The sequence below is a fragment of the Calothrix sp. NIES-2098 genome (assembly GCF_963875125.1).
Lineage (GTDB): Bacteria > Cyanobacteriota > Cyanobacteriia > Cyanobacteriales > Nostocaceae > Aulosira.
In genome coordinates this window covers 7901563-7916527 of the sequence record NZ_CAWNKJ010000001.1, presented here as the reverse complement: position 1 = coordinate 7916527, position 14965 = coordinate 7901563, and the positions used below count along the sequence as shown (strand labels likewise).

The 14965-nt window shown below is 40.5% G+C and carries 9 protein-coding genes; 7 read left to right on the top strand and 2 right to left on the bottom strand.

Translation table 11 applies throughout. The features are described 5' to 3' along the window. The first annotated feature begins 3 nt into the window (after positions 1-3). On the top strand, positions 4-2949 hold the full coding sequence (locus tag AACU33_RS33325) for an RNaseH domain-containing protein (RefSeq protein ID WP_339376431.1): 2946 nt from the start codon (positions 4-6) through the stop codon (positions 2947-2949). A 24-nt stretch (positions 2950-2973) separates the two neighbouring features. Here AACU33_RS33325 and AACU33_RS33320 read toward each other — a convergent pair whose 3' ends face one another. After that, the gene (locus tag AACU33_RS33320) at positions 2974-3636 is read right to left on the bottom strand and encodes a CAP domain-containing protein (RefSeq protein ID WP_096594533.1); all 663 of its coding nucleotides are present in this window, start codon (positions 3634-3636) and stop codon (positions 2974-2976) included. 278 nt (positions 3637-3914) lie between these two features. On the opposite strand from AACU33_RS33320, the gene AACU33_RS33315 reads away from it, so the two are divergent. The 6 genes from AACU33_RS33315 to AACU33_RS33290 all read left to right on the top strand — a co-directional run bounded on the left by AACU33_RS33315 (position 3915) and on the right by AACU33_RS33290 (position 13552). Continuing rightward, complete coding sequence (locus AACU33_RS33315) at positions 3915-5267, top strand: AAA family ATPase (protein WP_096594532.1); 1353 nt, start codon at positions 3915-3917, stop codon at positions 5265-5267. A gap of 108 nt (positions 5268-5375) precedes the next feature. Then, positions 5376-10259 (top strand): CHASE2 domain-containing protein, encoded by a 4884-nt coding sequence (locus AACU33_RS33310; protein ID WP_096594531.1) that lies wholly within the window; start codon positions 5376-5378, stop codon positions 10257-10259. Between the two features lie 83 nt (positions 10260-10342). Then, positions 10343-10630 (top strand): Txe/YoeB family addiction module toxin, encoded by a 288-nt coding sequence (locus tag AACU33_RS33305; RefSeq protein ID WP_096594530.1) that lies wholly within the window; start codon positions 10343-10345, stop codon positions 10628-10630. 24 nt (positions 10631-10654) lie between these two features. Next, the gene (locus AACU33_RS33300; RefSeq protein ID WP_096594529.1) at positions 10655-10969 is read left to right on the top strand and encodes a type II toxin-antitoxin system Phd/YefM family antitoxin; all 315 of its coding nucleotides are present in this window, start codon (positions 10655-10657) and stop codon (positions 10967-10969) included. Between the two features lie 213 nt (positions 10970-11182). Beyond that, complete coding sequence (locus AACU33_RS33295; protein WP_096594528.1) at positions 11183-11851, top strand: ribonuclease T2 family protein; 669 nt, start codon at positions 11183-11185, stop codon at positions 11849-11851. A gap of 90 nt (positions 11852-11941) precedes the next feature. Next, the gene (locus AACU33_RS33290) at positions 11942-13552 is read left to right on the top strand and encodes an acyl--CoA ligase family protein (protein ID WP_096594527.1); all 1611 of its coding nucleotides are present in this window, start codon (positions 11942-11944) and stop codon (positions 13550-13552) included. Positions 13553-13654: 102 nt separating this feature from the next. On the opposite strand, the gene AACU33_RS33285 is transcribed toward AACU33_RS33290, so the two are convergent. Continuing rightward, a complete protein-coding gene (locus AACU33_RS33285; RefSeq protein ID WP_096594526.1) occupies positions 13655-14737 on the bottom strand; it encodes a class I fructose-bisphosphate aldolase in 1083 nt (360 codons plus the stop codon). Positions 14738-14965 lie beyond the last annotated feature (228 nt).

Below are 14965 nucleotides of genomic sequence, written 5' to 3'. Positions count from 1 at the left end.
ACTATGACGAGCAGAAATAAACCAACAAATATTTTGCTACCTGCACGTATGAGTTTGGTAAAAGACGCCTTTGCCAACCTAGAGATTGCTGTGCTTTCATTTCCTTTTGTTCAGGTGGTAGCAGACTTCCGCCGTGATATGGAACGAGTACTCTCTCGTGGTAATAAAAAAATAGAGGTTCCGCCACCATATCGACAGTTAAATAATGCTCTACTTGCCTGTGCATCTACACTGACACACGGCTTTGAGTATGTTGGTTACGATCAAGAAAGTAATTCTTCCTTATATCAGGCGTTAGCTGTAGGAACGCCAGAGAACCCATTGAAAACTCCCACACCCCAGCAGATACATGAATTAGTGAGAATTTGGGCGCAGGAGTGGACGAAGAAATATCGTGAAAAAGGTAAACCGGATGAAGTGAATAGCGTGTGCGATCGCTTTCTCGAAAGAATGGGTGTCATACCACCTGATTGGGATTGGCAACGGATTAAACCGGAAACACTTGTGCGCGATATCAACGCAGAGAGAGGATTAGGATTTCAAGCTATTCCTAGTCTTTTAGCAACAATGTTACATGGTAAAAAGTGCATTATTAACTCTGGAAAAAGACAACAGGAAATTCAATGGCGCAAAGTACAGGGAGGTGGTTCGGGTAGAGTAGGACTTTACGTAGTTAGTAAGCCATTTAAGGCGAATTATACAGATAATTATGGTAAGGAAAAAGAAGGTTATTTTGCTTACCGTCTAGACTTTAATGTTGAAACCCAAGCAGGAAGATTCAATGATAATGGCAATCTAGAACCGTGGATTTTCTTACATTTGAGTTGTCAAAGATACCCCCATGAACCACTTTTAGAAGCTAATTATGGACGTGATATCTCTGTTCTCATGGGTATGAATAAGGCACGTTTATCTGATTATGAGGTGGATTCAACTTTAGTACGTCTTGTTATTGAGAACAATGGCAAAGAAGAAGAAAATTTGTGGAGGTTACAACTACCAGAACTACTTGCTGCCTTTAAAGCACGCGCTCTAGAACAGCCTGAAAATATTCTGAATAATCCCGCAGTACTTGGGAGTTTAGATAACTCAAATAACTGGGGTGAAAGGGACGAATATTATATAGTTCATACTGAAGGTTATAAGTATGAGCATGAAAAACATAAACGAGGACATAGTATAAAAACTGGCTTTAGTTTTTTGGAACGGGGCGATATTATTGCACGGGTATTAGAACTACTCAACGGCGTTTTAATCCCAGATAATCCGATGCAATCTGATATTCCTGCACCATCTGGGATAAAAGCACCACTAGCAATGCGGGATTATGAATTTATTTCTAAAACGCGCAAAAAACGCCAACCTTATCAACAAATTGCTACTGATGCTATTTACCGAGCATTGCAGGGTAAAGCAATGCACATTTTTCTGATTTATCGAGAAAAGGACACTTGTGAAGTAGTTTATCAGCAATTACGCGATGTATTTCTTCTGAATGAAAATGAAGATTTTCCACAAGATATAACAGTTTCAAAAATTTTGATTGATGATGCAACGCTTTTACAGCCACTTAATACAGGTGGATTTTTGCCTAAAGCTCGTAGCAAATTCGATGAGGAAATACGCAAGCAGCATCAAGCAAAGCGAGAAGCATGGCGAACTTTTCTCCAAAAAAACGTTATTCCAAAGATAAATTTTGAGACTAATCCCCACTGTTTAGCGATTATCGAAATTAGCCGTATCAAAACAAAGGGAGTTCTTCCCCAACAAAATATTAAAGGAGCTATTCGTGAAGCTTGTGTCAGAGAGGGAATTAGCTCCCAAATGATACAGACAGTTACAGCAAAATTAAGTGACACAGAAGACGATGAGGATAAATCACCATCCTACAGCAAACAAACAAAAGGACGAGTGATGAATGCTGTACTGGATGGAACCTTACGTCAAATTGGGGTGCTATACGGACTACCATCTCAACTCTATGAACAAGCAAATATACCAAAAGAAATTGCCCAAGAATTAGATGTAATTGCTTTTTGTCGTCGCAAAACTAACCAATATCAAGGTGATATTCACTATGTGCTTGCAGTTCGTTTGTGTGCAACGGGTGCGGTAGATGTAATGCTTCCTGATGCTGATGATTGGATTCCTTACTCACAGGCGGGGATTACTGTGGGAAAGATTTTTGCTGAAGCACGTCGCGATCGCCAAGAAAATAAAAAACGCATTCAAAGTAAAATCAAGTTAAGCGGTACAGAATTAGTACAGTTTGCTGCACGCATAGTAACCAAACATTTAGACAGGCCAACCGTTGTTTTAATTGAAGCTGAAGGATGGCGTAACGAACGTGGCGAAGATAATGATGGCTCAGTCTGGTTTCAGTTGAAAAATGAGTACCTACTGGCAAAACGCAACGTTCTAGACTTTCACCATGTTCCTGGTCACACTTGCGAGTACAGCCGTGAGAGTAACCAACTAGAGAACTTGCTAGCAGTAATGAGGATTCGCACTGATAAAGAAACACCACAGTACATCACCAATCGAGAAACTTGGAACAAAGATTGTCCAGCACGAGATTTTCAACATTTGAGCGGTTTTTACGATAACTCAGTACTAGAACTACTGCATTACTTTTCTGTGGGAAAACTCCCAAAAACACAGAAGGCGCAAGATGAAAAGCCAATACCCGAACTTTATAAACTCGGTTATCAAGAGGATAAATTCGGTGCTAACTTTCCATTCAAACATCAACAGCTAGTGGAAATTGTACCGTTCTTTGTACGCCCAGATTTTCAACCAGAAGAAGCTTTAAAAGCACTATGTCGTGTTCCTCACTATTTAAGATGCTCACCAGCTTGGTCTATGGGAAATATCGTTTCGCCATACCCAATGCACTTAGGCCAGGAAGTCATAGAGGATCACTTATGCATACTTGGTGTAAATTTATAAGTAATATGAATTTCACCTTATTTTCTACTCAGCAAACATCTGCACTGCATAAATGCGACCATCCACCCCGGTTGCAATTCCATAACCAAATTTGGTGTATTCAGCAGCGAGGAGGTTTTCTCGATGTCCGTTACTGTACATCCAACCGCGTTGGAATTTTTCGGCTTCGCCGTAAGTTAAACCGAAACCTTGCACATGGCCTTGAAGAATGTTTTCGCCAACGCCAATCCGGCGACTACCACCGACTGCAAGATAGCGATCGCGGGGACGTTTACCTTCGGGAGTAATATGATCGAAATAATGGCGCGCCAGCATATCTTCTGCATGACGTTGAGCTGCTAGGGAAAGTAAAGGATCTGCGCGCAAAGCTGACAAATTATTTAAATTGCGATCGCGATTTACTAGTTCTAGGGCAAAATTTCTCAGTTCTGGTAGAGAACGCAACTGCTGTGCATTCCAAATTGTCGCTTTTGGTTTGCCTATTTTCCAGTCTGCACCGCCATCTCCATTATCCAGACCAGCTGAAAAAACTTTCTTGGGAGAAAGTTCGCTAATAAAATAGTGAATATCAAGAGGGTGTCCGCGTAAAGCTTGGTTAACAAAATGAAAAGTCGGTTGAGAAACTAAAAGCGCCGTAAATAAGAGAACGTATCTCCACCAAATATTAACTTTGCTCTTTGTCTTCATTGTCGTTATCCAAGCTTTGAGGATGCACAAACTTTGACTGCATTCTCCCAGAAAAGAGTGTGACAGTTAATCTCTGCGATCGCAATTTCTCAGTAACTTTATATTTTTTACTAAACTAGGGTAATGTATATGGCGTAACTTCTATTACCACCTGAAATTTAGGTGAGTGCAGCAAAACTGAAATTCTCCGAAATATTTGCTCTGATTGCTGTAAATAACTTTATTCTGGCAATTAATGATTGCTAGCACCTATCTAAGATAAATAGAATACTAGCTTTATGGCCATAGATTTGCTAAATTTCTTTCAAGCTACTGACCCCAGCCGCACTTTGTTTATCAGTAATGCGGTAGATGCAAAGTATTATATAGACTTTTCTGAGGTGCGGGGCGGCGATATTATTAACAAGCTTAAGCAGAAGATTACATTTTTCAAGCCGAATGAGCCTACCTGTACTTTATTTACTGGTCATATTGGGTGTGGAAAATCGACAGAACTATTACGGTTACAAGCAGAACTGGAAAATATCGGCTTTCAAGTAGTGTATTTTGAGTCTAGTGAAGACTTGGAAATGACCGATGTTGATATTGCTGATGTGCTATTAGCGATCGCGCGGCGTGTGAGTCAAAGCCTGGATAAAATTACTCTGGCGGAAACCAGCAAACTTAATGAATTGCTGCAAGGTGCGTGGAAGGTCTTAAACTCTGAGGTGACGGGAGTTAAGCTTAAAGTTCCCAATCTTGGCGATGTCGGTTACTCGGCGGAAAAAGAGAAAGTTTCCTTAGCCTTTGGAATTGGCGAAATTACCACCAAAACCAGGAACGACCCCAACCTCCGGGAAAAACTCAATCAATATTTAGGGCCGCAGAAAACCCAATTACTCGAAGCCATTAACCGCGAACTCTTAGAACCTGCGATCGCTAAACTCAAGCAGCAAGGTAAGAAAGGTTTAGTGGTAATTGTCGATAACCTCGACCGCATCGATAACCGCGTCAAATCTTGGGGTCGTCCGCAACAAGAATATCTGTTTGTGGATCAGGGGGAGTTTCTGACCAAGCTAAATTGTCATTTAGTTTATACAATGCCCCTATCGCTGAAATTTTCCAATGATTATGGCACCTTAACCCAGCGATTCCCCGAAGACCCGAAAGTTTTGCCGATGGTTCCGGTACAGTGGCCTGATGGTCAAGTTCACGAACAGGGGATGACACTCTTGCAGCAGATGGTTTTAGCAAGAGCCTTTCCTGACGTACCAGCGGCAGAACGCCTCGATCGTATTACAGAAATATTTGACAGTGCTAACACCTTAGACCGCTTATGTTACATGAGTGGTGGTCATGTGCGCGACTTGTTGCGGTTGCTGAACACCTTGATTATGGAAGAAATGACTCTTCCTCTTTCCTGCGACACCTTAGAACAAGTAATTCGCGCGCGGCGCAATGAAATGACTATGCCAATTTCTGATGATGAGTGGCAATTATTACGTCACGTCAAGCAAAGAAAGAAAGTCAGCGATGACCAAGGCTATCAAAAACTGATTCGCAGTCGCTTTGTCTTTGAATATCGCGATCGCGGCGAGTCGTGGTTTGATGTTAACCCCATTTTGACCGAAGCCAGAGAATTAAACAGCTAATTGTGACTGAGCATATCTCAGATCCCCGACTTCTTGTAGACACCCGAAGAGTGGCTTCCCGGAAGGTAGAAGTTGGGGATCTAAATCCACCTTTCTCCGTTCCGATTTATGAGTGAACAGCAGATAAATAACGATCGCTCTTTGCAACAATTAGCTTGGGCAATTCAAGCTTCTGTCGGACAGTTTAAGCTGATTTTGGCAAAGTGTAATTATCTGCAACAGCGCGATCGCTTAATTGCCAGATTACAGGAAATCTCTGCTGTCAAGATTAGCGTTTTAGTACTCAAACCATCACAAAGGACACTTTACACCGCCATTCGTGAGGAATGTGGGGATGATATCCAAGCTTTAACGATCCTGGGGTTAGAAAAATTGCAAGATTTGCCCCAAATGTTGATTGCTGCTAATCAGGTGCGGGAGGAGTTTCGTAAAAATCTCCCCTTCCCGATTGTGTTGTGGGTTAACGATGAAATTCACACACAAATGATGCAATTAGCACCGGATTTAGAGAGTTGGGCAACCACCAAAAAATTTGCGATTACTATTAATGAATTAACTAATTTTCTTCAACAGACAGCATCACAATTATTTGACAATATTTTAAATATCAATTTAGAACTTATTGCAGAAATTCAATCAGCTTGGCAAGAATTACAAGTCTGGACACAAGATTTAACACCTGAGTTAAAAGCGAACTGTGATTTTGTCTTAGGCTTAGTTGCATATATCAATAAAAATCTTGATGCGGCGATTGAGCATTACAATCAAAGCTGGGATTATTGGCAGACAAATAATGATTTTGAGCGTCAAGGAAAAATACTTACACAAATTACTATTTGCTATTACGAAAAAGCGAGAGCAGATGACAGAAATCACCCCTATGTTAGAAATCATGAGGCGGTGGATGCAGCGTTTGATAGTATAGCCGCAACCTTTAGAGTGTCGGCGGTGAATCAGGAAACAATTACCAATTATCTTCAGCAAACTATTGCCGCATTTCAAGCCGCCCAACGCCCCGATTTAATTGCCAATTCTCTAGATCAATTCGGCATTATTCTGAGGTATTTAGAAGATTGGCAACAACTCAAAACTTTAGCTCAACAGGCTTTAATTGTTCATGAAGCCGAGAATAATACTCTAAAAATATCTCAGGATTATAGCTTTTTAGCAGAAACAGAATTAGCACAGCAGCACTGGCAACCAGCCCAAAAATTAGCCGAAACAGCATTAAAATTCTTATCTACGACTCATCAGCCCGTACCACTGGAATTATCGCCGATAAATGTCATCGCTCATCAGCAAAAGTTATTATTAATCATCGCCCAAGCACAAGATAATTTAGCACAATGTCAAGCGGCAATTAATAATTTAGAACAAGCTAGAAAATTAAGTATTACAGACAACGACCCTCAGCTTTACTTGAGTATTCTCGCTAATTTACACAGCATATATTTTGAGCAAAAGCAATATCTTAAAGCATTTGATGCCAAACTAGAAGCCCGTTCCATCGAGCAGCAATTTGGTTTGCGGGCGTTTATTGGTGCAGGGAGATTACAAGCGACAAAACAGTTAGATACCCAAGTTTTAGCAGCGTTACAAATTGATAATCAAGATAATATTGCCCCAGAAATCGCCGCATCTGGCCGTCAATTGGATGTAGAACGGGTAATAGAACGCATCGGTCGCCCGGATTATAAATTAATCGTCATTCATGGGCAATCGGGTGTAGGTAAAAGTTCCTTAGTTAATGCGGGACTGATTCCGGCTTTGAAACGGAAAGCGATTGGTGTGCAAGATAATTTAGTCGTTGCTATTCGCGTGTATACCAACTGGGTGGAAGAGTTGGGGCGAGTGTTGCAGGACAGGGAGGACAAGGGAGACAAGGAGAGAAGTCGGAGCGCCGGCTTCCGGCGATCTGAACTTCGGAGGGACAAGGGGGAGTTAAGACGTAGAAATTCGGGTTCTGAAGGCGATAATTCTGGTTTTTTACCTGACAGTTCGAGTTCTGAAGGCGAAAGTTCGAGTTCGGAACACGACACTCCGAGCTTTTTACTCGACAATCCAAGTTCGGAACACGACAATCCAAGCTTTTTACTCGACACTCCGAGTTCGGAACACGACAATCCAAGCTTTTTACTCGACAATCCGAGTTCGGAACATGACAATCCAAGCTTTTTACCCGAAACTCCGAGTTCGGAACATGACAATCCAAGCTTTTTACCCGAAACTCCGAGTTCCGAACCTCAAACTTCCCCTTCTCCCCTGTCTTCCCGAAGTTCTGATCGGAGGTTTCCTCCGTTCAGACTTCTCTCCTTGTCTCCCTTGTCCCCCTTGTCCCCCTCACCACCCGTCCTTCTCGCTCAACTGCGAAACAACGAACAACGCAACCTGCGAACTGTACTAATTTTCGACCAATTTGAAGAATTTTTCTTCGTTTACCCAGAACCAAAACAAAGACGGCAGTTTTTTGAGTTCCTGGGAGAATGTCTTAATATCCTCTCTGTAAAAGTGATTTTGTCACTGCGGGTAGATTACTTGCATTATTTGCTGGAATGCAATCGCCTTGCGAGTCTGAAGATTATTGGCAATGATATTCTCAGCAATAATGTGCTTTATGAGTTGGGGAATTTTTCGCCCGATGATGCTAAGGCAATTATTCAGCGCTTAACCCAGAATACTAGCTTTTATTTAGAACCTGCGTTAATTGATAAGCTAGTTCAAGATTTAGCTGGGGAAGTGGGAGAAGTACGCCCGATTGAATTGCAGGTGATAGGGGCGCAATTGCAAACCGAGAATATTACAACTTTGGCGAAGTATCAAGAATTAGGGGGTAACGCTAAAGAAGAATTAGTGAAGCGCTACTTAGCAGAGGTGGTTGATGACTGCGGTGTAGAGAATCAACAAGCGGCGGAATTGTTGCTGTATTTGCTCACTGATGAAAAAGGGACTCGCCCCCTGAAGACTCGTACTGAACTAGAACGGGATTTACAAGCATTAGTGGCAGATGTCGCCGCAGATAGCAATAAATTAGATTTGATCTTAGAGATTTTTGTCAAATCTGGCTTAGTTGTTTTATTACCAGAAAACCCCGCAGACCGTTATCAATTGGTGCATGATTATTTAGCCGCCTTTATCCGCCAGCAACAGGAACCGAAGTTAAAGCAGGTAATGGCTGAACTGGAAGAAGAAAGAAAACAAAGAAAAATCAGTGAAGATAAGCTCCTCATTTTTGAACAACGGCAACAGGCTAACCAAACACTTTCTATTGCTCAAGCAAGAGCAAAACAAGAAGCTTTACCTCGCAAAATTTTTCCTGATTGGAAAGAAATATTTGGAGCCATAACATTTATCTGCATAATTATAATCTTGCGCTCTTTAGGGTTATTACAGTTGTTAGAATTGGCAGGTTTGGATCAATTGTTTCTTTTACGTCCAAAAGAGCCTGTTGATGAGCGTATTGTTATAGTTGAGATTAATGAACCAGACATCACCAAATTGAAGCAGTGGCCGATCAATGATGAAATACTTTCTAATGTCTTAATTAAGATCAAGCAGCAAAAACCTATAGCAATAGGTCTTGATATTTATCGAGACTTACCTTTGGATCCCGGCCATCAAAAATTAGTAAAAGTATTTGAGACTACGCCCAACTTGATTGGGGTACAAAAGGTATCTGAAAGTTCTAATAGTTTTTCTGTTGGTTCGCCTCCCGAACTCAGGAAAAGAAATCAAGTAGGAGCGAATGATTTTCCCTTAGATAAAGATGCCAAAATCCGTCGAGCATTGCTATACGCAGGTTTGAAAGATGGTAGCAATCTTGAAAGCTTTGGGCTGAAATTAGCATTATTGTATTTGCAACCTCAAGGAATTACTGAAAAACCCGCAGCAAATAATCCCAACTATTTGCAGTTGGGTAAAGGTATTTTTCCTTATTTTGAAACTAATGATGGTGGTTACGTGGGGGCAAATGCGGGTAGTTACCAAATACTCTTAAACTACCGAGGGACAATTAATCGTTTCCCAGTAGTATCTATAAATGATGTGTTAGAGAATCGGATTTCACAAAACTTGATGCGAGGAAAGATTGTTTTAATTGGTGCTACATCTGAAAGTTTGAACGATCTTTTTTGGACACCTTATAGCAGTAAGATATTTGGTACGCCAGAACGTATGCCTGGTGTCGCAATTCATGCGAATTTGATTAGTCAAATTTTGAGTTCGGCTTTGGAGGGTCGTCCACAAATCAAAACTTTATCTGAACCGATAGAGTGGTTGTGGATTTTAGTTTGGTCAATAGTATGGTCAATAGTAGGGTCAACACTAGTTGTTACTTCGTTGTATTGGCAACAAAAATATAGTAGATTGCCTTTAATTCTTTTAATCGCTAATAATACTAGTAGTATCGTCATTGTAGGTGGCTGTGGCTGTTTGCTGGGAGGAAGTTACCTAGCTTTTCTTTCTGGTTGGTGGTTACGATTCGTACCTTCAATTCTTTCGCTAGTGGGTTCTGTAATTATCACAGCAATTATTAATAAAATACTAACCAAGAATAGATTAGAAAAATTTCAATTTCCCCGTACTCTTGAGTTAATTTTTGAGATTTGTTCTACAAATCCTGTTGTCGGTTGTTTATCAATTGAGTACTTGATTACTGCAACTCAAAAGCCAGAAATTACTACTCAATCTCTAAGTAGTATCGCTGTAAGCGCTTTGGCCAGTTGCAAAAATCCAGATGAAATAGCACCTATGGTGTTATTTACCTGTGACAAAGCAGTTACTCAAGCACCAAATAATTGCAAAATTCGTGATAGTCGTGGTATCGCTAGGGCGCTAACAGGCGATTACCAAGGGGCAATTTTAGATTTTGAAGCCTACATCGCCCAGACTAAAGATAAAGATAGCAGAGCTAGACGGCAACGCTGGGTAAAAGACCTCAAAGCAGATAAAAATCCTTTCACAGATGATGAACTGAAACGCTTGCGGAATCAGTAATATTAATTTGTAATTTGTATTGGACTTTACTTATTTGTCGATTGCGTATTAAGTTAAGAATATCCTCGCAAAGGTTTGAGTACATGGGTGCTGAGGGAGATATAAAACGCGATCGCGTTGCTGTATTTCAGCCTGAATTTTTAGAAGACTTGGAATATTGGGTTGACAAAGACCGAAAAACGGCACTGCGTATACTCAAAATGGTCAAGGAAATTCTCCGAGAACCATTTGAAGGCATCGGCAAGCCTGAGCCGCTAAAATATGAGTATTCTGGGTGTTGGTCGCGTCGTATCAATCAAGAACATCGACTTGTATATTTAGTGAGCGATGACCGCATTGACTTTCTAAAAGCTCGCTATCATTACGAATAAAAAACCTCTTTGAGTTAAATAATTATGCCAGTCAAAGTTACATCTGCTGAAGCGAATGGAAATTTAGAGAAACTTTGCAGTCAAGTTTTAGAGACAGGTGAAGCTGTAATTATTAGCCAAGCAGATGGTAAAAATGTTGTCTTAATTGCTGAAGCAGAATTAAATAGTTTATTAGAAACTCTGTATTTACTTCGCTCACCTGCAAATTCCGCACGTTTATTAACTGCTCTCCAACGTGCAAAAGCCGGAATAATTGAGCCACAAAATGTTGATGAACTATACGATCGCTTTGGTTTAAATCAAGATGATACAGACAGCGATATTGCTGCTGCGAGTTAACTGACATCTTGCACTTTTCTAATAAGGGTAAGGTGGGCAGTGCCCAACCCACTTAAGCGTTTGCGGAATCAGTAATATTAATTTGTCATTTGTCATTAAGATTTAAGATTATCTCTTGTAAACATTATTTGATTTGGAATAAATCTATATTTTTTACCCAACTGAGTTAATGTATATGCTGTAACTTCAATTACACAAGAATTGACTGTAAATATGCAGATCGAGAAAATCCTGGTAGCATCTTCCCTAGCCATCGCCAGCTTTGCAATCCCTAACGCCGTTAGTGCCCAAAATCGCGGAACTCCCGGCCAGTTTGATTTTTATGTACTCACATTATCCTGGTCTCCAGATTATTGTGCGACAAATGGCGATCGCGATCGCCAGCAATGCAAATCTGGTAAGAAACTCGGTTTTGTATTACATGGTCTGTGGCCTCAGTACCAAAGTGGCTATCCAGCTAACTGTTCTACAGAAAAATTACCCAAACAATTAAAACAGCAGTTTGCAGGTTTGTACCCCAGCGATAAACTTTTTGACCATGAGTGGGAAAAACATGGTACTTGTTCTGGTAAAACTCCTCAAGAATATTTGGCATTATCTAAACAGTTCAAAGATTCTGTCGCTATTCCTACAGCTTATAATCGCCCCCAAAAACCATTCCGCACCACAATTAAAGACCTAAGAAATACATTTGTCAGTTCTAATAATCAATTCGTTGCTGATGGCATAGCACCTTACTGTTCTGGTTCGGGAAGGTTTTTGCAAGAAGTCTTCTTTTGCTACTCTAAAGATGGCAAACCAGGCGCTTGTAGCGAAGAGATTCTGAAAAGGTCTCAAAAAAGCTGCGGACAACCAAATTTTTTGGTGAGAAATGTTAGATAGTTAATAGTCAAAAGTCAAGAGTCCAGCATTTCTTGACTCTTGACTGATTATGGTATGCTCCAGTGTGAAGGTTAACTATTAGCATTAGCCATGAACCCTGAAGCAGTTTATCGCAGCATTCTCACGCCTTTAACTTTTATTCAACGCAATGCTAAAGTCTATAATCATAAACTGGCGATTATATATAATCAAAAACGCTTCACTTACGGCGAATTTGCAGATAGGATAAATTGTCTAGCCTCAGCGCTGCGTAATGCTGGACTTGAAAAAGGCGATCGCGTCGCTTTTTTTTGTTTCAATACTCCACCAATGCTAGAAGCCCATTTTGCAGTTCCTTTGGCTGGTGGCGTTCTCGTATCTATTAATACCCGATTAGCTCCTCAAGAAGTCGCTTATATATTAAATGATTGCGGTGCTAAATTTCTCTTTGTTGATACAGAGTTAGCAAATATTATTCGACCTATTCAAAATAGCTTAGAAACTGTCAAACATATAATAAATATCAAAGATATAGAAGAATTTGAGCCTCTAGAGGGAGAGGATTATGAAGCATTTCTCCAAACTGGTAATCCTACTCCTTTAAATTGGGTAATTACAGATGAGATGGAGACAATTTCGATTAATTACACTAGCGGCACTTCCGGTAAACCCAAAGGTGTAATGTACTCTCATCGAGGTGCATATCTTAACTCTTTAGGAGAAATAATTGAAACCACATTAACGCCTGATTCCATTTATCTCTGGACTTTGCCCATGTTTCACTGCAATGGTTGGTGTTTTACTTGGGCGGTAACTGCTATTGGCGGTACTCATATTTGTTTGCGTAAGTTTAATCCTGCTAATGTTTGGCAGTTAATTCAACAACAGGGAGTAACTCACTTAAACGCTGCACCTGTGATTTTAATTTCTCTGCTTCACCATCGAGACTGTCCGCAATTATTAGAAAAACCGCTAACTATCACTACAGCAGGCGCACCACCTTCGCCAACATTGATTGCAAAAATTACCGAAATTGGCGCAAAAATCATTCATGTTTATGGTTTGACGGAAGTTTATGGCCCTTACACAGTTTGCGAATATCAATCAGATTGGGATGATTTAATAGTTGCAGAAAAAGCAAAACTCATGGCACGTCAAGGCGTACCTTATATAGGTGCAGATGGTTTGCGAGTGGTAGATCGAGAGATGAATGATGTCCCGGCGGATGGACAAACAATGGGCGAGGTGGTGATGCGAGGAAATATGGTGATGACTGGCTATTATAACGACCCGGAAGTTACCGAAAAGGCATTTAGAGGCGGATGGTTTTATAGCGGCGATTTAGCAGTAATGCACCCGGACGGCTATATTGAAGTGCGCGATCGCATGAAGGATATCATCATTACTAGCGGGGAAAATGTCTCCAGTATCGAAGTGGAACAATGTCTTTACCGCCATGAAGCCGTGTTAGAGTGCGCTGTTATTGCTGTACCTAATCCTAAGCGTGGTGAAGTACCTAAGGCGTTTGTCACCCTAAAAGAGGGAGTACAAGTTACAGAACAAGAATTAATTCAATTTTGTCGTCATCAAATTGCAGCTTTTAAATGTCCGACTACGATTGAATTTACTAATTTGCCCAAAACTAGCACGGGTAAAATTCAAAAATATCTCTTACGCGAGAAAGAATGGATAGGTTATGAAAAGAAAATTTTCGGTGGTTAGTTTTGATAGCTCAAAATTAGTTTGTATGGTGGGCAATGCCCACCATACATATTATTCTCTGTGTTTTAGATAATCACAAAACCGCAAAGACACCAAGAAGAATTAAGCTATCGTCACATCTTTCGATAGATAAACATCTTGAATAGCGTGGAACAGTTTCACGCCTTCCTCAAACGGACGCTGAAACGCTTTGCGCCCAGAAATTAATCCTGTACCGCCAGCACGTTTATTAATTACAGCTGTGCGCACTGCTTCTGCAAAATCATTTTTACCAGAAGCACCACCAGAGTTAATTAATCCTGCACGTCCACAGTAGCAATTGAGTACTTGATAACGAGTTAAATCAATTGGGTGATCTGTTGTTAACTCTGTGTAAACTAGCTCATGGGTTTTACCATAAGACTTACCAGTGGCTTTAGCGACAGCGCCGTAACCATTATTATTTTCTGGTAACTTCTGTTTAATAATGTCAGCTTCAATTGTGACACCCAAATGATTTGCTTGTCCAGTGAGATCGGCTGCAAGATGATAGTCTTTATCTTGTTTAAAGGAGTTGTTCCGCAGATAGCACCAGAGAATAGTTGCTAACCCTAGTTCATGGGCATATTTAAAAGCTTGGCTAATTTCCTGAATTTGTCTGGTAGATTGTTCTGAACCAAAGTAAATTGTCGCGCCTACTGCGGCTGCACCTAAATTCCAAGCTTGTTCGACATCTGCAAACAATACTTGGTCAAATTGATTGGGGAAAGTCAACAATTCGTTATGATTTAATTTGACGATAAAAGGAATTTTGTGGGCATATTTCCGCGAAATACTACCCAATACCCCCAACGTTGTAGCAACAGCATTGCAACCTCCAGCTATTGCTAACCGCACTATATTTTCTGGGTCAAAATAAATCGGATTAGGAGCAAAAGATGCGCCTGCTGAATGCTCAATACCTTGGTCTACTGGGAGAATTGAGAGATAGCCTGTATATGCCAGACGACCAGTAGAATAAAGTTGTTGGAGATTCCGCAAGACTTGAGGATTGCGATCGCTGTTCAGCCAAACTCGATCTATAAAGTCTGGCCCTGGTAAATGTAGTAAATCTTGAGAAACTTTGGCTTTGTATGTCAGCAGGTCTTCTGCTTCATTACCTAAGAAAGACTCGATAGAACTACCTGCTAAGAGTGTTGCAGTCATGGTTTTTACCTCAAAAATTGAGTAAATGACCTTGTTTTTAAGATAACACTCTTACTATTTATAACTTAATTGGAATTCCGTCGTTAGCTTGCGTAAATCTTATTGGAATTATAAAAAATATTGTATTAGCTCAAAGGTATATATGCTCAACTTTTGCTAATAAGGTAATAACTAATGTGTTTCAAGAACTAAAAGCACATAAAATCACCCTATCTTATTAAAATAAAT

What these genes read in the sequence shown, in the direction of transcription:
- AACU33_RS33295 (WP_096594528.1), top strand. Translation starts at nt 11,183, where the DNA reads ATGCAGATCGAGAAAATCCTGGTAGCATCTTCCCTAGCCATCGCCAGC.
- AACU33_RS33285 (WP_096594526.1), bottom strand. Translation starts at nt 14,737, where the DNA reads ATGACTGCAACACTCTTAGCAGGTAGTTCTATCGAGTCTTTCTTAGGT.
- AACU33_RS33315 (WP_096594532.1), top strand. Translation starts at nt 3,915, where the DNA reads ATGGCCATAGATTTGCTAAATTTCTTTCAAGCTACTGACCCCAGCCGC.
- AACU33_RS33290 (WP_096594527.1), top strand. Translation starts at nt 11,942, where the DNA reads ATGAACCCTGAAGCAGTTTATCGCAGCATTCTCACGCCTTTAACTTTT.
- AACU33_RS33305 (WP_096594530.1), top strand. Translation starts at nt 10,343, where the DNA reads ATGGGTGCTGAGGGAGATATAAAACGCGATCGCGTTGCTGTATTTCAG.
- AACU33_RS33320 (WP_096594533.1), bottom strand. Translation starts at nt 3,636, where the DNA reads ATGAAGACAAAGAGCAAAGTTAATATTTGGTGGAGATACGTTCTCTTA.
- AACU33_RS33325 (WP_339376431.1), top strand. Translation starts at nt 4, where the DNA reads ATGACGAGCAGAAATAAACCAACAAATATTTTGCTACCTGCACGTATG.
- AACU33_RS33300 (WP_096594529.1), top strand. Translation starts at nt 10,655, where the DNA reads ATGCCAGTCAAAGTTACATCTGCTGAAGCGAATGGAAATTTAGAGAAA.
- AACU33_RS33310 (WP_096594531.1), top strand. Translation starts at nt 5,376, where the DNA reads ATGAGTGAACAGCAGATAAATAACGATCGCTCTTTGCAACAATTAGCT.